The 18841-nt window shown below is 71.2% G+C and carries 15 protein-coding genes; 11 read left to right on the plus strand and 4 right to left on the minus strand.

Annotated elements, in window-relative coordinates:
• Window positions 1-72: 72 nt before the first annotated feature.
• The gene (locus ACZ67Q_RS14600) at window positions 73-1593 is read left to right on the plus strand and encodes a serine hydrolase domain-containing protein (protein ID WP_471181191.1); all 1521 of its coding nucleotides are present in this window, start codon (window positions 73-75) and stop codon (window positions 1591-1593) included.
• 156 nt (window positions 1594-1749) lie between these two features.
• Here the strand turns inward: ACZ67Q_RS14600 and ACZ67Q_RS14605 are convergent, their stop codons facing one another.
• The 3 genes from ACZ67Q_RS14605 to ACZ67Q_RS14615 form a co-directional block, all read right to left on the minus strand.
• The gene (locus ACZ67Q_RS14605) at window positions 1750-3015 is read right to left on the minus strand and encodes a Cmx/CmrA family chloramphenicol efflux MFS transporter (RefSeq protein WP_471181193.1); all 1266 of its coding nucleotides are present in this window, start codon (window positions 3013-3015) and stop codon (window positions 1750-1752) included.
• A 353-nt stretch (window positions 3016-3368) separates the two neighbouring features.
• The gene (locus tag ACZ67Q_RS14610) at window positions 3369-4184 is read right to left on the minus strand and encodes a class I SAM-dependent methyltransferase (protein ID WP_471181927.1); all 816 of its coding nucleotides are present in this window, start codon (window positions 4182-4184) and stop codon (window positions 3369-3371) included.
• A gap of 215 nt (window positions 4185-4399) precedes the next feature.
• Window positions 4400-6232: a cholesterol oxidase substrate-binding domain-containing protein gene (locus ACZ67Q_RS14615; RefSeq protein WP_471181196.1), complete on the minus strand. Its 1833-nt coding sequence runs from the start codon at window positions 6230-6232 to the stop codon at window positions 4400-4402.
• A 313-nt stretch (window positions 6233-6545) separates the two neighbouring features.
• Here ACZ67Q_RS14615 and ACZ67Q_RS14620 point away from each other — a divergent pair, with 313 nt between their 5' ends.
• From ACZ67Q_RS14620 to ACZ67Q_RS14650, 7 genes are all read left to right on the plus strand, one after another.
• Window positions 6546-7283 carry a flavodoxin family protein gene (locus tag ACZ67Q_RS14620; RefSeq protein WP_471181199.1) on the plus strand — a complete coding sequence of 246 codons (738 nt, stop codon included), beginning with the start codon at window positions 6546-6548 and terminating at the stop codon, window positions 7281-7283.
• 587 nt (window positions 7284-7870) lie between these two features.
• Window positions 7871-7978, plus strand: a complete 108-nt coding sequence (locus ACZ67Q_RS14625) for a keywimysin-related RiPP (protein ID WP_219821928.1) — start codon at window positions 7871-7873, stop codon at window positions 7976-7978.
• A 156-nt stretch (window positions 7979-8134) separates the two neighbouring features.
• A complete protein-coding gene (locus tag ACZ67Q_RS14630; protein WP_471181201.1) occupies window positions 8135-9991 on the plus strand; it encodes a lasso peptide isopeptide bond-forming cyclase in 1857 nt (618 codons plus the stop codon).
• A gap of 115 nt (window positions 9992-10106) precedes the next feature.
• Window positions 10107-10376 carry a lasso peptide biosynthesis PqqD family chaperone gene (locus ACZ67Q_RS14635; RefSeq protein ID WP_471181203.1) on the plus strand — a complete coding sequence of 90 codons (270 nt, stop codon included), beginning with the start codon at window positions 10107-10109 and terminating at the stop codon, window positions 10374-10376.
• A gap of 97 nt (window positions 10377-10473) precedes the next feature.
• The gene (locus ACZ67Q_RS14640; protein ID WP_471181206.1) at window positions 10474-10890 is read left to right on the plus strand and encodes a lasso peptide biosynthesis B2 protein; all 417 of its coding nucleotides are present in this window, start codon (window positions 10474-10476) and stop codon (window positions 10888-10890) included.
• A 2-nt stretch (window positions 10891-10892) separates the two neighbouring features.
• Window positions 10893-12818: an ABC transporter ATP-binding protein gene (locus ACZ67Q_RS14645; RefSeq protein ID WP_471181208.1), complete on the plus strand. Its 1926-nt coding sequence runs from the start codon at window positions 10893-10895 to the stop codon at window positions 12816-12818.
• Window positions 12819-12910: 92 nt separating this feature from the next.
• Entirely contained in the window at window positions 12911-13666 is a 756-nt protein-coding gene (locus tag ACZ67Q_RS14650) for a DUF6585 family protein (protein WP_471181211.1), read from the plus strand.
• 160 nt (window positions 13667-13826) lie between these two features.
• Here ACZ67Q_RS14650 and ACZ67Q_RS14655 read toward each other — a convergent pair whose 3' ends face one another.
• Entirely contained in the window at window positions 13827-14780 is a 954-nt protein-coding gene (locus tag ACZ67Q_RS14655) for a YihY/virulence factor BrkB family protein (protein WP_471181214.1), read from the minus strand.
• 220 nt (window positions 14781-15000) lie between these two features.
• Here ACZ67Q_RS14655 and ACZ67Q_RS14660 point away from each other — a divergent pair, with 220 nt between their 5' ends.
• The 3 genes from ACZ67Q_RS14660 (at window position 15001) to ACZ67Q_RS14670 (ending at window position 18621) form a co-directional block, all read left to right on the plus strand.
• Window positions 15001-16209 carry a phospholipase D-like domain-containing protein gene (locus tag ACZ67Q_RS14660; RefSeq protein WP_471181216.1) on the plus strand — a complete coding sequence of 403 codons (1209 nt, stop codon included), beginning with the start codon at window positions 15001-15003 and terminating at the stop codon, window positions 16207-16209.
• A 402-nt stretch (window positions 16210-16611) separates the two neighbouring features.
• Window positions 16612-17475 (plus strand): SigB/SigF/SigG family RNA polymerase sigma factor, encoded by an 864-nt coding sequence (locus ACZ67Q_RS14665; protein WP_471181219.1) that lies wholly within the window; start codon window positions 16612-16614, stop codon window positions 17473-17475.
• A 354-nt stretch (window positions 17476-17829) separates the two neighbouring features.
• Window positions 17830-18621: a bestrophin-like domain gene (locus ACZ67Q_RS14670; RefSeq protein ID WP_471181221.1), complete on the plus strand. Its 792-nt coding sequence runs from the start codon at window positions 17830-17832 to the stop codon at window positions 18619-18621.
• Window positions 18622-18841 lie beyond the last annotated feature (220 nt).

Genomic DNA, 18841 nt, shown 5'->3' on the forward strand with positions numbered 1-18841 from the left:
CGCTCTGCGTCGCCTGGACTTCCCGGGCCCCCACGGTGGTCTCGCCGCGGCTTTCTGAGCACTGCGGCAGCGGTGGGCTGCGCGACCGTCTCGCTGGGGCCGACGGCGTCGGCCGCGTCCCCGAATGCCGCTGCCCGCGGCGGCGGCACCGGCGACACCGGGAGCTCACTGTTCAGCGCCCTCGACGCCAGGATCGAGGAGGCCATGAGGGCGTACGCGATTCCCGGGGCGGCGGTGGGCGTGCTCCTGGACGGCCAGGAATACGTCAAGGGGTACGGAATCACCAATGTCGACCATCCGGTCCCGGTCGACGGTGACACCGTCTTCCGGGTCGGCTCAACCACCAAGACCTTCACCGGCACGACCATGATGCGGCTGGTCGAGCGGGGCGAGGTCGAGCTGGACGCCCCGGTGCGCCGCTACCTCCGTGGCTTCGCGGTGGCCGACCCGTACGCGTCGGCGCAGGTGACCGTGCGGCAGTTGCTCAACCACAGTGCCGGGTGGCTCGGCGACGACTACCAGGACTTCGGGCCCGGCGACGACGCGCTGGCCTGCTTCGTGGCTTCGATGGCGCGACTGCCGCAACTCACCACCCCTGGAGAGGTGTTCGCCTACAACAACGCGGCGCTGTGCGTGGCCGGCCGGATCATCGAGGTGGTGACGGGCACGACCTACGAGACGGCGGTGCGCAAACTGGTCATCGACCCGCTCGGCCTCGGTCACACCCGCTTCTCCAGTGACGAGATCGTGGGTTTCAACGTCGCCGCGTCGCACAACATCGTCGACGGCAAGGCCGTACTGGATCCGTCCTTCTGGCCCCAGCCACGCAGCCTCGCGCCGACCGGCGGCCTGATCTCCAGCGTGCGCGACCAGCTGAGCTGGGCCCGCTTCCACCTCGGCGACGGCACGGCCCTCGACGGCACACGACTGCTGAGCAGGGCATCGCTGGAAGAGATGCGCTCCGGACCTGGACCCGGCGGCACGCTGGTCGTGGAACTCGACGGCATGGGCGTCACCTGGATGCTGCGCCCGACGGCGCAGGGACCACGGATCGTGCAGCACGGCGGGACCTGGCCGGGCCAGATCTCGGGCTTCCTCATGGTCCCCAGCCGTGGCTTCGCACTGACCCTGCTCACCAACTCGGAAGGCGGAACGCGGCTCAGGGACGAGCTGTTCACCGACGACTGGGCCCTCAGCCGGTACGCGGGCGTGACCAACCTGCCGGCCAGGGCCACCGCCTTGAGCGGCCAGGAACTGGCCCCCTACGAGGGCCGTTACATCGCACAGCGGATCAACGACAAGGGGGCCGTGGAGGACGCCGTCATCGAACTGGCCCGGCACGACGGACGGCTGCGCGGCCCCCAGACGGTCCAGCACCCGACCACCGATCCCGGAGTCACCTCCGACCAAGAGGACGCGGTCGAGGAGCAGACCAGCGAGGTCGGAGTCGCCTTCTACCGAAAGGACTTCGCACTGGACCTCGGCCCCGACGGCAAACCGGTCGGCACCCGCTCCGACTTCGTGCGCGGACCCGACGGCAAGGTGGCCTGGTGGCGCAACCACGGACGGCTGCACCGCCACCAGACACCTTGACGGACACGAATGGAACACAGCGGAAGCCGGGGGGACCGCGGTGGAGGCCGTGGCCGCCGTGCGGGATAGCCGAGCATGGCGTGTACGCCCCAGGGGGCGCAGGGTCAGCCAGGCGATACGCGGGACGCGCCGGCCGTGCGGACCGAGGTCTGTCTGCTAGGCGCAGGACTCCTGCTCCAGGGCCCCTTGTGGCGAGAGCTGCTGATCCGGGGCTTGCTGCTGCGGGGTCTCGTGTCCCAGGGACCCGGACGCGGAGGAGCGGGTCACGATCCGGGAGGCAGGCCGGGTGAGCCGCAGGGCGACGGCGACCGTGGCCAGGGCGAGGGCGGTCATGGCGGCGCCGGCCCAGGCCGGGGAGGCGTAGCCGAGCCCGGCGTCGATGACGGAGCCGCCGAGCCAGGGGCCGCCGGTGTTGCCCAGGTTGAAGGCCGCGGTGGTGGTGGCGCCGGCGAGAGTGGGGGCGGCGCCTGCGACGTTGAACATCCGGGCGTTGAGGGCGGGCGCGGTGTAGAACGCGGACACACCGAGGAGGAACGTCAGCGTGATCGTGGCGACGGGGTGGGAGGCCAGCAGCGCGAGCGTCACGAGGAAGACGGTGGAGGCGGTGATGCCGGTGAGCAGCACGCCGAAGAGATGGGCGTCGGCGACCCGGCCGCCGATGTATGTACCGATGAGGGCGCCGATGCCGAACAGGGCGAGGACGGCGGAGACCCAGCCCGCGTCGAGGCCTGAGACATCCGTGAGCAGCGGGGCCAGGTAGGAGAAGGCGCAGAAGACGCCGCCCGCTGCGAGGGCGGTGATCAGAACCGACAGCAGGACTTGCCGGTCGCGGTAGATCACCAGCTCGCCCTTGAGACGCGGCCGGTTCTCGGGCAGCGGGATGTGCGGGATGCGGGTGACGACACCGCCGAGGGCGATCGCCGACGCGGCGGCGACGGCCCAGAACGCGGAGCGCCAGCCGAGGTGCTCGCCGAGGAAGGCGCCGGCGGGAACGCCGAGGACGTTCGCGATGGAAAGGCCGCCGATCATCACGGCCATGGCGCGGGCGCGCGCCCCGATGGGCACCATGGCGATGGCGACGGCGGCCCCGACCGCCCAGAACCCGGCGCACGCCAGTGCGCTGACCACCCGTGAGGCGAACAGCACCGCGTAGTTCGGCGCGAGCGCGCCGGCCACCTGACCGAGCCCGAACAGGCTGATCAGCGCGACGAGCGTGGTCTTGCGCGGCAGCCGCAGGGTGGCGACGGCGAGCAGCGGGGCGCCGACGACCATGCCGATGGCGAAGGCCGAGATGAGCAGTCCGGCGCGCGGGATGGAGACGTGCATGTCCTGCGCGATGGGCGGCAGCAGCCCGGAGAGCATGAACTCGCTCGTGCCGAGCGCGAACACGGACAGGCCGAGGATGTACACGGCGAGCGGCATGCGCGTGGAAGGCGGTGGCGACGCGGGAGGCGCTGCCGGGGGCTCGGCGGGGACGGGCTTCGCGGACTCGGCAGGCTCAGGCTTCATGGACTCGGCGGAGAAAGACGGCATGACATGGGCAACCAGGCCTTTTGTGCCTGTCATTCCCCCGTCGGTGAAACGTCTCGCCATACGGGACGGTGTCCGAGGCGCACCGGTGACGGGTATCGGGCGGGCGGGTGGGCCCACATCACCGTGCCCGTCCCGTCGGCGGAGTACGTACCGGCGGAAGCGCAGGCCCGCCATATGTCCCGTCGGGGTCGGCGGTTCCGAGCCGACGAGGTGGTCGTGCATCCAGGGAAGCGGGAGGCGCTCTACCGGCGGACCGCCGAGATCAGTCCGCCGGGCCGCTCCTCGCGCTGCGGTGGGGTGCTGATCGGGCGGCCGTAGGCGGCAGCGCGTTCGCGCAGGGTGTGGCAGTCGGCCTCCCAGCCGTGTCCGGCCAGCCAGCCCACCGGATCGTCGGGCATCTCCGAGACCCACATGGACGCCGCCGATCCCGGCACGGCGTCCGCGCCGAAGCGCTCGATCACGCCGCGCGAGCCCAACGTCAGCCCCATCCGACTGCCTGCCGCCGACTGCGCGCTGATCCGGGCCAGCAGCAGCTCCACCGCGTCCTCCGGCAGATAGATCAGCAGTCCTTCGGCGATCCACACGGTCGGCGCCGCCGGGTCGTGCCCTGCGGCGGCCAGCGCGCCTGGCCAGTCCTCACGCAGATCCACCGCGACGGGGATCCGCTCGCAGCGTGCGACAGCCCTCTCCCGGCGCAGCACCGACGCCTTGAAGTCCAGTGGCGCGGCGGTGTCGACCTCGAACAGCCGGGTGCCCTCGGGCCAGTCCATCCGGAAGGCCCGGCTGTCCATGCCGGCGCCGAGCAGCACGACCTGCCGGACCCCGGACGCGGAAGCCTGCTGCAACAGGTCGTCGAGGAACTTCGTCCTGATGACGATGGAGAACGACACGGCCAGCCGGCGGCGTCGTGCGGCCTCGTCGTCGGGCAGCGGCGGCGAGGAGGGCCACAGGCCGCCGGCGGTGGCGAAGGCCCGTGCCAGCGGGTCGCGGAACAGCGCGTCCTGCCGCTCGGTCTCCAGCGCCCGCACCCTGGCCACTCCCACCGCCGTGGCCCACACTCCCGACGGCCGCACCCGCTCCTGCTCATCAGTCACCGCGCCAGCCTAGGCGATCCACTTCGAGGGGCCCCAGGGGAACCTGATGGGTGGGGGCCGGCTTCGTGCCCGGCCGGCCTGTCATGCGGGCACTGACCGTGTCATGAGCACCCAGCCCTTCCCGGTCTTCGCCTCGGCCACCTCCCGCCAAGGGGTCAGGCGGCCACGCATTCCACCACTCAGCGCAGCAACGCGTCGTGGAACGGGCTCGACAGCACCCGGTGGGGATCCAGCCGGTCGAGGGTCGCGACCGCCTCGTCCCAGCCCGGGCCGCCGCCGGCACGGTGGCTGGCGGGGACGGCGCGGGTGAGGACATCCGGGTCGGACCACGCGGCGGTGTCACTGTAGGCCCAGCCCTTGGACCACTCCACGCGAACCGTCGCCCGGTCCCCGTCCAGGGCCAGGAGGAACTGCTCGATGTCGCGGTAGAAACGGTGCAGGGCGGGGGTGGCCGGCAGGGAGAGGACGTCGATCCACACCGCGGTGTCCACGTCAGGCCGGTCTGGGCGCGGCCGCAAAGCGGAGAGGAGCGGGGGCCGCGCGCCCGGGACACCGCACACGGACGGGTCCTCCAGACCCGTCACCCGGATCTCCACCTGGCCGTTGACCGGGTACTCGCCGCGCGCCGCGTACTGCGCGAGCAGCGTGCGGTAGAAGCCGGTGAACTGGCTGACCACCCACTGCAGATCGGCGCGGCGGGTGAGTACGGCGTAGCCGTTGGCGGTCTCGCGCAGCGTGGTGGGCCGCACGTACTGCAGCAGGTTGCGGGAGGCGCCCCACAGGTCCGAGCGCAGCCCGCCCGCCAGCAGGTGGGTGAGGACGTCGGCGGTCAGCACGTCCCGCACGAGGGTTCCCGAGAGCAGGACGTCGGTGATGTCGCCCGTCAGCGCGACCTTCGCCAGCAGGTACTGGACGTGTCCGAAGAGCGGCGCGCTCGCCCACGCCCCGGACACCAGGTCCCCGGCCAGCCGGGCCACGGGCTCGGGGAGGGAGTCGGAGAACGGGTAGTTGTACGGCTCGTCGACCGCCCGGGCGCTGAACGGCCGCTTCGGGGCGACGCTCCAGACCTTCAGCCAGGGGCGGTCGGTGAAGGCGAACCAGATCGCCTCCACCCGGCCGGTGCGGTCGACGAAGTCGGCGAGGGTCCGTGTGCCGGCCGGAGCGCCGGGGGCGGCGAACAGTTCGGTGGCGGGGATGTCCAGGAAGGACTGGCAGCGCAGGTTGCGGTCGGGGCCGACCCGCAGGACGGCCTCGATGACGAGTGCGCGGCCGAGGTGAGTGAGGAGCGCGGCGCAGTCGGGCTCGGCCCGGCCGACGGTGCGCAGGGCGTAACGGCCGGCTTCCTCGTCCCAGACGACCGCGGTCAGTTCGGTGACCAGGTTGCTCAGTGAACCGTAGCCGTGGCCGGATGACGGGCTCTCGCCGACGGCGGGGACGGCCGTGCCGTGTGCGCCGATGGCGAGCGCGCCACCGACCGAGAGGTCGCCGGGTGCCGGTGCGGAGGCGACCCCGTATCCGGCCGCGCCGGCGAACGCGAGCAGCGTCTCCAGCGAGGCACCGGCCTGCACCCGGATCGCGGCCGACCCGTCCGCGGCCTGCTGCTCCAGCGACATCGCGGTGAGGTGCGCGGTGGTGTCCAGCAGGACGACCTTGGCCGCGGCGGGGGTGCCGTCGGCCACCGTGAGGGGAGCCCAGCCATGCCGGTGCCCTTGCGCGCGCACTGTCCAGCCCACGCCGTGGGCCCAGTTGACGACGGCCAGCACCTCCTGCGGGTCGCGCGGCGCACACGTCCACAGCTGGTCCGTACGAATCTCGCCGGCCCAGTTCTCGTAGGTGCGCTGATGGACATCGATCCCGGCCGGGAAGCCCGGCGGCGGTGCCGAGGCCGCGTAGGCGCTGCCCGGGCGGACCAGTCCGCGCAGCATCCAGACCGCGCCGCCCGCGGCGGCCGACGATGCGAGCAGCCTGCGCCGCGACAGCCCGCCGCCCTGGTTCGAAGGACTGTCCGTCATCCCCGTATCCCCCTGACCCGCTCAGGACCGGCGCGTCCGGGCCGGTCGAGCATGCACGTTACCCAGCACAGACGGTCCCACGGTCACACGTTCGGCCGATTCACGTGAACGAGTGAACGACCTTCGAACCTGCTCATCCTCGGGGCCACTTCCATGTAGGGGCCGGGCACCGGCAGCTCGGGTTCGAGTCGCGGACCACCTGAACACGGATGGGGCACGGTGAATGGCGTCTGCCGCGAGTGCGCCGCACGCTGGATCCGGATGTGGACGCGCCGCCCGGCACTGCGCGGCGACCGGGCTCTTGGAGGACCGCGTGACTGCTTCGCCGCCCGCGACCGAGGCACCCCCGGCCCGGTACGACGACCTGCGGGCTCTGGTGATCAACTGCACCTTGAAGCGCTCACCCGAGACGAGCAACACCCAGGGGCTGATCGACCGCTGCACGGCCATCATGGCCGCGCAAGGTGTGCGGCTGGATGTCGTGCGGGCGGTGGACCACGACATCGCCACCGGTGTGTGGCCCGACATGAGGGAGCACGGTTGGGAGACGGACGCCTGGCCGGATCTGTACCGACAGGTGATGGCCGCCGACATCCTCGTTCTGGCCGGACCGATCTGGCTGGGTGACAACAGCTCGGTGATGAAGCAGGTGATCGAACGCCTCTACGCCTGCTCCAGCCTGCTCAACGCGGCCGGTCAGTACGCGTACTACGGCCGCGTCGGCGGTTGCCTGATCACCGGCAACGAGGACGGCGTCAAGCACTGCGCCATGAACGTGCTCTACAGCCTCCAGCACCTGGGCTACACCATCCCTCCCCAGGCGGACGCGGGGTGGATCGGCGAGGCCGGCCCGGGCCCCTCGTACCTCGATCCCGGCTCTGGCGGCCCGGAGAACGACTTCACCAACCGCAACACCACCTTCATGACCTGGAACCTCCTGCACATGGCCCGGGCGCTGAAGGACCTCGGCGGCATTCCCGCCTACGGCAACCAGCGCACCGCCTGGGACGCCGGCTGCCGTCACGACTACGAGAATCCCGAACACCGGTAGGCGCGCAAGTCGCCAGCTCGACGCGGAGCGCCACCACCGCGGCACGGCACAGGCTCACGGATTTCGCCCCCCGCCGGATATCGCGCGGCGACGGGCGAGCAGTGGGCGGTGATTGCACCTTCTATATTTGAATTCCACGAGAATTCGACTTTGTGTGCGACCCCAGCTCCGCGATGGCTGGTTCCGCACCGGGAGAAACCAGCAGGCGGCAGTATTCGACCTGCGAGAACGCGGTTGCGAGGAGCCGGTTGAGCGGGCCTCGGCCGAGTCCGGATCCGATCCCCCGGCGGCACGAGAACCCATCCGTCTACCCGCAAGTCCCGCCTCCATGGCCCTCGTTCAAAGAATTCCGATGCATTGAGCGGCGCTGAGAGGCAGAGTTCGCATCTCTGGGCTCCGATGCCCCGCTCGCGCACTGTTGTGATGATCCGATCGCCGCCCATAGTGTGATTCACCGAGTCGGCCGCCCGCGGGTCCGGAACCGCGGAATACACCGGCTGATTCGAACAGGCGCCTGTGCCGACGTTCCTCTTCAGACGACAGAACGGCGACCACTGACGTCGTCGTGGACGAAAGGAAGTGTGGCCATGACGTACGAGCGTCCGACCCTCACCAAGAACGGCGGCTTCCGCAAGACGACGGGCCTGGCCGGCGGCACCGCCAAGGACCTCCTCGGCGGTCACCAGCTCATCTGACCCGAGCTGAGCCGGGCCCTGTGCCCTCACGCACCCGTGGCGTGCGGGCACTGGCTCCGCCCACGGCGGCGGAAGGCGGTCACCGGCCGCCCTCCGCCGCCCCACCCTTCCCTCCCGCGCCGGCGGGCGCGCCAACGACCGGAGGTACGTGAGTCCATGAACAGCCCTGCGTCGCTCGCCGTGGTGCCCACCTGGCTCGTGGTGCTGCCCGATACCGACGCGGCGGCGGCTGCGGCGGCCAGGGCTCTCCCCCATGCCACCGGAAGCCATACGCACGCGTCCGGCCGGCCGTGGTTGATAGGCCGCTGGCGTCCCGAGGAGCTGACGGTCGGCGAGTGCGGAGGGGTGCGCCTGGCCGTGTGGGGTGAGCACGCCGTCACCCAGGAGGAGGCTGCCCGCGCGGCGGCCACCGCCACCGATCTCGCTTCCCTCGATCGCTTCGCCCTTACCTGGTGCGGCAGTTACCACCTCTTCGCCAGCCTGCACGGCCAAGTACGCGCCCAGGGAACGGTGACCGGTGTCCGGAGCCTGTTCCACGGCAGGGCACACGCGACACATCTGGCGGCCGACCGCGCCGACGTCCTGGCCGACCTCATCGGAGCCGAGCTCGACGAGGGACGGCTCGCCCTTCAGCTGCTCAGTCTGGGCGTTCTCCACCCGCTGTCCGCACGACCCGTGTGGCGCGGGGTGGACGCCCTGCCCGGCACCGACTACCTCGTTCTGGAACGCGACGGCCGGACCCGCCAGAAGCGCTGGTGGTGGCTGCCGCGCCGCGACGTTCCGCTGGCCGAGGGCGCGCCGATGCTGCGCGACGAACTGCGGCGTGCTGTCGACGTCCGCGTCCGGGGCCGGGGTCTGGTCACCGCCGATCTGGGCGGTCTGGACTCGACGGCCGTCGTGTGCACCGCCGTACGGGCCGGCGCCGATGTCGTCGCCTACACCGCGGCGACGCACGACCCTCGCGGCGACGACGTCCACTGGGCTCGCCGTACCGTCGAGGAGCTGTCGTCGGCCACCGGCGGCGCAGGGCGCATCGAGCACCACGTCGTTCCGGCCGAGGAGTTCCCGCTCACCTTCGACGGCGTCGACGAACTCACCGACGTACTGGACGCTCCTTCGCTGTACGCCGTGGACCGCAACCGGCGGATGAGTCTGCTCACCCGCGCCGCGGAGCGGGGATCCACCGTTCACCTGAGCGGTTTCGGCGGCGACGAACTGCTCGCCGGCGCTTCCGCCCGCGTGCACGACCTGCTGGTGCGCCACCCGCGCACGGCTGTGCGCCACGCCCGTGGATACCTGGCCAAGTACCGCTGGTCACGGCGAGAAGCCGTACGGCAGCTGCTGGACCGGCGCCCCTACGGGGCCTGGTTGGAACAGATCGCCGCCGACCTCACCCACCCCTTGCCTTCCGTGGAGGAACCGCTGTTCCAGTGGTGTTCGCCGGCCAGGATGCCGCCCTGGGCCACAGCGGACGCCGTCGACGCCGTACGCACTCTCATCCGCCAGGAGGCCGCGGTGGCGCAGCCCCTGGGACCCGGCCACGGAGAGCATCGCGAACTCGCCACCATGCAAGCGGTGTCGCGGTTCGCCAGACAGCTGAACCAGATGACACAGCCGGGCGGTCCTCTCTTCGCTTCCCCCTTCTATGACGACCGGGTCATCGAGACCGGCCTGGCGGTCCGGTCGGCGGAACGCGTGACTCCGTGGCGGTACAAGCCGCTGATCGTCGAGGCCATGCGCGGTGTCGTGCCCGAGGCCGGCCGCACCCGTGCCACCAAGGCCAACGCCACCTTGGAGGAGGAGGTCGGCCTGCGACGCCACCGCGAGGCCCTTCTGGCCCTGTGCGAGGAGTCCCGGCTGGCCAAGTGGGGCCTGATCGACGCCGACGTGTGGCGCACCTGGTGCTCCGGCCCGGTGTCGGCCGAGCTGGAGAACGTACTCCTTCACCCGACGGTCGGCTGTGAGGTGTGGCTGCGTACGCGCGAGACGCTGCCCCAGCACCGAGACGGCTGACACGCCGGCTGCCCGCGGCACCCGACAGGTGGCCTTCGACGCCTGAGGACACCACCGGCCGGCATCCCGTGGCACACCCGGCGCCCCCTGAAGTCCTCGCCAGGAAGGTCTTGAGATGAAAGCGACGAACGTGACACTGCGCGGTGGCGTCCTGATGGCCGAGACCGAGTACGGCCTCGCCCTGCTGGACGAGAAGAGCGGCGAGTACTGGACCCTCAATCCCACCGCCGCTCTGGTCCTGGAAACCCTGCTGGCGGGCCGGGACCCGGACCAGGCGGTGCATGCCCTGACCGAGCGGTACGACGTCAGCGCCGACATCGCCCAGCAGGACGTCGACCGCATCCTCACGGAGCTTCGGTCGGCCGGGCTCGTCAACGGCGACTGACCGGCAGAGCGGCCGGCGTCGGAGAGGGCCGGGACGCCCCGGGCGGTCTGAGCCGCCGCAGACACCCCGCGCGAGGAACGCGCAGAGAGGAATGGCCATGTCGATGCCCGAATCGGTGCCTTACCGGCCCCGTTCCGTACCGCTGCCCACCCGGTGGGCCGCCCGCCTCGCCGTGGGGTGTGCCCATGTGCTCGCGACGCTTCCGCCCTCCCGGATCCGCACTGTTCTGCGCCAGGTGCGCCGTGGCGCACGGCCGGCCACCGCGGCGCAGACCGCTGCGGCGCTGGACACCGTCCTGGCGGTGAGTCTGACCGCCGGCGGCCGCAAGGGGTGCCTGCCCAGGTCGCTGGCGACCGTCCTGCTGTGCCGTATGCGCGGTCAGTGGCCGACCTGGTGCGTGGGTGTGCGCAAGCAGCCGCCTTTTGCCGCGCACGCCTGGGTGGAGGCGGAGTCCGAACTGATCGGCGAGGACTGCCCCGTGGACTACTTCCAGCGCTTCTTCGCGGTCGACTGACCATGGCCGGACACCCGACCGTCACCACCCGGCCCGGCGCCGGGCCCTCGCCCCGGACTCCCTCGGCGGACGGCGACGGGGACGGCGAACCGGCCGCCGCCGGGGCCGGATCCGCAGTGTGCCCGCCAGGCACCTCCACACGCTCCTCCGCCTACCGGGCCCTGGCCACCTCGCTACGGCCCCACCGCCGAGCCGGACTGGCCGGAGCGCTGCTCGGACTGGCCGGCAGCATCCTCGCACTGGCCCAGCCCCTGGCCGCCAAGCGGTTGATCGACACGCTGGAGACCGGACGTACGACCATCGCCCCGGTGCTCGTCCTTGCCGCGCTCCTCGTCGGGGCCGCCGCGTTCTCGGCGCTGGGCCAGTACGTCTTGCACCGCACCGCCGAGGACGTCGTCTGTTCCGCCCGGCGGCGGATCACCAGACGCCTGCTGCGGTTGACCGTGCCCGAACTGGACCGCCACGAGCCAGGCGACCTGATCACCCGCGCCACCTCCGACACCCTGCTGCTGCGCCAGGCCGCCGCACAGTCCACGGCGCCCGCCGTCACAGGGGCTGCCGTGCTGGTCATGACGGTGGTGCTGATGGGCCTCCTGGATGTGGTTCTGCTGTCCGTCACGCTCATCGTCATGGTGCTCCTGGGTGCGGTCGTGGCGGCCACCGCGCCCGCCATCGGCCGCGCCACCCGGCAGGCCCAGGAGTCCGTCGGTGACATCGGCGCGGCTCTGGAGCGGGCCCTGGGGGCGGTGCGCGCGGTCAAGGCCGCCGGGGCCGAGCAGCAGGAGACGGAGGTCCTGGAGCGCATGGCGCAGGACGCCCGCCGCACCGGCGTACGCGCCGCCGGCTGGCAGGCCCTGTCGGCGGCCGCGTCCGCGGTGGCCGGGCAGGCGGCCTTCCTGGCGGTACTCGGCGTGGGGGGCGCCCGAGTGGCCTCGGGGGCGATCGACGTGTCCACCCTGGTCGCCTTCCTGTTGTACGTGTTCGCGCTGGCCCCGCGGATCAGCCAGCTCGCCGACGCGGTGGGGCAGTTCCAGATCGGTGGCGCCGCCGCCCTGCGCATCGAGGCGGTCCAGCACATGGACGTGGAGACCGGCACGGACGTGGAGACCGCCGACGTACCGTCGCAGACGAGCACCGGGGGGACCGGAAGCCCGCCTCGGCAACCGCCGGCGACGGTGCGCTTCGAGGACGTGGGCTTTCGGTATCAGCTCCGGCTTCCTGCCGTCCATCGCCGAGTGTCCTTCGCGGTGCCCGCCGGAGGGGTGACCGCCCTGGTGGGTCCCTCGGGCGCGGGCAAGACCACCCTCTTCTCCCTGCTCGAACGCTTCTACGACCCCGACAGCGGGCGCATCCTCCTGGACGGCCGCGACGTGCGGCGGTGGCCGCTGGCCGATCTGCGTGCGGCGATCGGTTACGTCGAGCAGGACGCGCCGGTCCTGTCCGGCACCCTGCGCCACAATCTCACCCTGGGCGTGCTGGACACCCCTGACGAGGCGTTGCACGACGTCGTGCGGCGGACACGGCTGGAAGCGGTCGTCGCCCGCCTGCCTCAGGGCTTGGACAGCCTCGTGGGCCATCGGGGCAGCCGGCTCTCGGGCGGTGAGCGCCAGCGCGTGGCCGTCGCCCGCGCCCTCCTGCGCCGCCCCAGGCTGCTTCTCCTCGACGAGGCGACCTCGCAGTTGGACGCCGACAACGAGGCGGCGCTGAGAGAGACCGTGGCGGAAGCAGCACGCGACACCACCGTGCTGGTGGTGGCGCACCGGCTGTCGACCGTCACCACGGCCGACCGCATCGTCGTCATGAAGGCGGGCCGGGTCCAGGCCGTGGGCACCCATGACGAACTGCTCGACACGGACCCCCTTTACCGCCACCTGGCGACGACGCAGATGGTCCTGGAGCCGCGAGCAAGGCGGTCTGGCGGGCCTTGACGACGAACAGGGGCCCCTGCGCGCACGGGCGTCGGCGCCGACCGCACAATGGTCGCCGCAGTCCCCAAGCACCACGATGAGGAGCACGGCTCATGGCAGGACCAACCGCTCAGCAGGAACCCGGGCAGACAGCCGCCGGTCACGCGGCAACCCCGGGGACCGAAGGGCTCGGACAGCTGCGCGGGACGTTCCTGCCGAAGCGTGCCGGCACCGTACGGCTGGCCGCCCTCCTCCTCATGGGAACCGTCTCCCTGATCGTGCCTCCCCTGGGCCTCTACTTCCTCTGGCTCGCCGCCCGGACGCCCGACCTCTCGCGCAAGCAGGCTGCCCGCAGACTGCACCTGTTCGAGCACGGCCTGGCCGAGGTGGGCAGGAACGGCGAGGTCTCCGTCTTCCGCTGGGACTCCATGTCGGTGCTGCAGGAGATCACCGAGCGGTACGCCAACGGCGTCTACGTCGGTACCACCTACGTCTACACGCTCCACCGCGAGGACGGCACGACGCTTAAGGTGACCGGCTTCTACGCGCAGCCCGAGCAGTGGGGCCCTGCGATCCAACAGGAGATCACGCGGGCGCAGCTGCCCGCGCTGCACGCCGGGCTGGTGCAGGGCGGGACCCTGGCCTACGGGGACCTCTCGGTGAATGTGGGCGGTGTGGCCACGGCAAGGGACAGCCTGACCTGGCCGGACATCGAGAAGGTCGAGGTCTCTCAGGGCGTGCTCGTGCTGCGCAGGAGAGGCAAGAAGCTGCCCTGGGCGAGGGTGCCGGTCAAGAAGATCCCGAACTTCTTCCTCTTCCTCGCCCTCGTCGAGCTCCTCCGGCACGGTGGCCCTGCCCAGGCCGTCTGAGGCACTCAACAAACCGGAGTGAACGGCGCGCGGCCGCTCCCTGACATCAGCTGTGACCGGCAGGCTTGCCCCGGAAGCTCGTTCCGCACGGGGCACCCGCACACGACGCCATGATGCTCCCGGCGAGGAGATGTCCTGTCCGTCGTCGCGTCGCGGCGGCTCAGACGCCGGGGTCGGGCTCGGCCGGGGCGGGCAGGCGGGCGCGCGCCGCCTCGAGTTGGGCGGCGAAGGCCAGCCCGAGGAACAGGGCGACCGAGGTCAGATAGGCCCACAGCAGCAGGGACATGAAGGCGCTCAACGGACCGTACAGCGTGTCGAACGAGCCGCTGAGGTCCAGGTAGAGGCTCAGCAGCCAGGTCAGCGTGGTCCACAGGACGATGTACACGGCGGCTCCGAACGCCAGCCAGGTGTAGCCGGGCTGCTTGCGTCGCGGTGAGCAGCGGAAGACGGCACTCGCCGAGATCAGCGCGAGCAGCAGCCCCACGGGCCAGCGCAGGACGTTCCAGGCCGAGAGGTCGCTGCCGTCGAGGTCGTAGACGGTCACCGCGGCCGCGGCGAGTGCGTCTCCGGCGATCATGGCGACGAACCCGAGGCCGAGCGGCAGACCTGCGGCGACGGACATCAGCAGGCCTCGCAGGTACTTGCGGTGGAAGGGCCGGTCGCGTTCGTTGCCGTAGATGCGGTTGGCGCCCCGCTCGATCTGGCACATGGCGGTGGTGACGTTGACGAGGCAGAAGGCGGCGCAGAGCCAGAGGGCCACGGCCGCGCCGTCGCCCGCCGTGCGACGGCTGCGGCCGAGGGCCTCGTCGACGACGTCCGCGCTGGGACCCTGGGCGATGCGCTGGATGGTCAGCTCGGCCAGCCTGCCCGCGCTCTCGGTGTGCAGGGTGGTGGACAGGCCGACGAACGCGATGGCGAGGGGGACGAGGGCCAGCACCGTCTGCAGGGCGAGGGCCCGGGAGTGGCTGAAGCCGTCGGCGTAGCGGAAACGGACGAAGGCGTCCCGCAGCAGCGACCAGCCGCCGTAGCGGCGCAGGGCTGCCCAGGCCTCGTCACCGGACAGTTCGTCCCCGCTCATGTCCCGTGTCACCGGGACCTTCGTCGCGGTACCCATCCACTTGTCTCCCGTCCGGCGACAGCACCGTTCCTCCTTGTGCCCCCGCCTCGGGGAACAGTCACTTCCTCTTCCGCCCGGTTCCTTTCGCCGCGCCGTGCGTCGGATACCGCCGGAGAGCTGCCGGGAGTGAGTCCGTGGCTGCAGGGCATCTGCTCTCTCGGGCTCGCCCGGCGGCCCGCGTTGTTCACTGTCCTCTTGGTCCGACGGGAGACTCGGCTTGATCCTCGACGGCATACCGGTGCCCTCCGCACGCGGCACCGATCCGGACGCGCGGGCCCGCAAACAGCGTCTGCGCCGCCGCCTGGAACGGCTGATCGGCGTGGCTGCCACCGAAGGGAACGAGCTGCTGCCCCTGCGCAACGGTGACGAGATCTTCCCCGCGATGCTCGGAGCGATCCGCTCGGCTCGGCACACGATCGACATGATGACGTTCGTGTACTGGCGCGGTCAGATCGCCCGCGACTTCGCCGCCGCCTTGGCCGAGCGCGCCCGCGCCGGGGTGCGGGTGCGGCTCCTGCTGGACGGCTTCGGCGCCAAGGAGATCGAACGGCGCCTGCTGGACCTCATGGACGAGGCGGGTGTGCAGGTGGCGTGGTTCCGCAAGCCCGTCTGGCTGTCGCCGTTCAAGCAGAACCACCGCTGCCACCGCAAGGCCCTGGTCGTGGACGAGCACACCGCATTCACGGGCGGGGTCGGCATCGCGAAGGAGTGGTGCGGTGACGCCCGAGGCCCCGGCGAGTGGCGGGACACGCATGTGCGGGTGCGTGGCCCGGCCGTGGACGGCATCGCCGCCGCCTTCGCGCAGAACTGGGCCGAATGCCACGAGGAACTCTTCGACGAGCGTGACCGCTTCACCGAGCACGAACAGGCGGGCTCGTCGGTCGTGCAGGTGGTGCGCGGCTCGGCCAGCATCGGCTGGCAGGACATGCAGACGCTCATCCGGGTCGTGCTCGAGTCGGCCGAAGAGCGGTTCCGTCTGGCCACCGCGTACTTCGCGCCCGACGACTACTTCGTCGACCTGCTGTGCCGTACGGCCCGCCGTGGCGTGCGCGTGGAGGTCCTGCTGCCCGGCGCGCACACGGATCAGCGTGCGTGCCAGCTCGCCGGCCAGCAGCACTACACCCGGTTGCTGCGGGCGGGGGTGCGCATCCGGCAGTACCAGCGGACGATGATGCACGCCAAGATCATGACGGTGGACTCGGTCGCGGCGCTCATCGGGTCCACCAACTTCAACCGTCGTTCGATGGACCACGACGAAGAGGTCATGCTCGCAGTCCTGGACGAGGAGTTCACCGCCCACCTCGATCGCGACTACGACGCGGACCTGGAGCACAGCGTCGCCATCGACCTCGCCCGCTGGAGACGGCGGGCCGCGTCGCAGCGGGTCAAGGAAGCGGCCGTGACGCCGATCCGACGCTTCCTCTGAACGGGCGCGCGACCAGGAGCGGTCCACGCGGAGTCGAGGCTGTCCGCCGCACCCTTCACACCGACCGTCGGCCTGCCCCGTGTTCCGGAGGTCGGACGGTGAGCCGCCCTCTGGTCGGAGCGCTGCAGGCAGCTGCGGCAGAGGCCGCCCATGGGCTCCGTTCGTGTGCCCGGCTTTGCTGCTGTCTCCGTCCGAGCACCCGCCGCACTGTTTGCACGCGCGACCCAGGGGCAAACGGAATTTCACGCTTCGGACCGGAGGCGCGCCCGGTGACGTCGGCCAGCGACGGCCCTCGCACGGCTTGGCACCGCACCGCGGCAGAACCTGACAGGTGACAGTCCCGTCGGGTCGTCCGGCACACGACGTCCGGGCCGACCCCCTGATCGTTCGGGGAGCGAACGCATGCCGACCGACATGTCCACCCGCCGTCCTGGCACGCCCACCACCCACGCCGCCCCCTCGGGGCACCACCGCCACACCCACGATGACGCTCCCGACACCGCGGCGCGCTTCGCCCGACTGGCAGAACTGGAGGACGGTCCCGCCCGCGATGCTCTGCGCGACGAACTCGTCGAAGCGTGGCTTCCCATGGCCCACCGGATCGCCACCCGTTTCCGCGACCGCGGTGAGTCCGTGGAGGACCTGCGGCAGGTGGCCGCGCTCGGGCTGGTGAAGGCCGTCGACCGGTACGACCCGTCGCGCGGGGCGTTCGAGAGCTATGCCGTGCCCACCATCACGGGAGAGATCAAGCGGCACTTCCGCGACCGGATGTGGGCCTTGCGGGTGCCGCGCCGGGTGCAGGAGCTGCGCAACCGGGTGCGCTTGGCCCGGCGCGAGCTCTCCCAGCTCCCCGGTGGCCACGAACCCACCCTCGGCGACATGGCAGCCCACACCGGGCTCACCGAGGAGGAGGTGTCGGCGGGCCTGGAGGCGCTGGACAGCTTCAAGACGCTGTCCCTGGACGCCGAGCTGACCACCGAGGACGACGGACACAGCCTCGCCGACACGCTCGGTACGACGGAGGCGTCCTACGACGTCGTCCTCGACCGGGAGGCCGTCAAGGAGGGACTGCGCCTGCTGCCCGAACGTGAGCGGGCCATCCTGTACATGCGGTTCTTCGAGGACATGACGCAGACCAGCATCGCCGACCGGCTGGGCATCTCCCAGATGCATGTGTCGCGTTTGATCAGCCGCAGCTGCGCCCGCGTCCGCGAGCAGGCGCTGGGGCAGCGGCGGACCCCTTCCGGGTCACGACGAGTGCTCTGACAGCTCCCACGAAGCCTGATGCCAACGTGCGGTCCCCTTCATCCAAGATGTCGCCGAGCGCGGGATCCTCACCGGCTGATGCGGTGGGGGTGCACGGATGGCGAGGTCTCGTCCGGGCGGATGCACGCCGGCGACCAGCGGAACACGGACCCACCGCACCCCGCCGTCGGCGGTGACCGGGCCCTGTCGCGTCACCCTCGCTCAGGGAACCGGCCGCTTGCTCAGCTCACTCGGTGGTGTGAACTGCCCGCAGCGACAAGGCCCGGACGGGCGGTGCGAACTGCCGAAAGCTGCACCCCGGGGTCGTGTTCGACTGGCTCTCGGGCCGTCGTGTCAGGCCTACACTCCGCCGACATGTCGCTGTGGCTGCTCAACCATTACAGCACCTTCACCCTCGCTGTCGTCACCGTCGGCGGGAGCGTTCTCCTGGCGGTCGGCGGCAGCATACTGCTGCGCCGCCGCTACCCGTCGCTCGCCCGCGGTGAGCACAACGACATGGTCGGCGTGACCCTGGGGATGTTCGGCGCCATCTACGGCATCATCCTCGCGTTCGTCATCGTCACCCTGTGGACCCAGCTGGAGGACACCCAGACCATCGTCGCCTCGGAGGCCACCGACGCAGCCCTCATCGCACGCGACGCCGCCGCCTTCCCGCCACCCGTCCGCGCTCACCTCGACTCCAGCCTCAGCGGATACGTGCACGCCGTCGTGGAGGATCAGTGGCCCCGCATGCGCGCCGGTCAACCCGCCTACGGCGCCACGGAACGTCACCTGAAGGCCGCGTTCCAGACGCTGCAGACGTACGAGCCGAGCGGACAGCGTGAGGAGGTCTTCTACGAACAGGCCGTCACCCACCTCGACGACATCGCCTCCCAGCGCCGCGCCCGCATCACCATGGCGCAACAGGAACTGCCGCCGCTGCTGCAGGTCCTGGCCTTCGGCGGGGCTCTCGTGCTGATTCCGCTCACCTTCCTGTACGGCATGCGCAAACTGCGTGTCCAACTCCTCTTCGTCGCGTCGGTCGCCGGCCTCGTGGGCTTCAGCCTGCTCCTCGTGTTCGTCCTGGACCGCCCCTTCGCAGGCGACCTCAGCGTCAGCCCGGCGCCCTACCGAGAAGGAGCCCTCGCCCAGTACTGGCGCCCATGAGGGCCACCGGCAGCGTGTCGGACAGCTCGTCACCCAGTTGAGAAAGCTGATCCGCAGGTCGCCCGCGCGCCGCTCGCCTCTGCCTTCAAAGTTTCCTCACAAGTAAGTCACAAACACTTCTCCTCACCCGTCACCCGTGCCTAAGGTGATCGCCGCGCCGGACGGAGCCGACCACTTCGTCAGCGCGCGCGTCAACTGGCGACCGGGGGAACACCGTCGC

It is taken from the genome of Streptomyces sp. NPDC036813 (assembly GCF_055609245.1).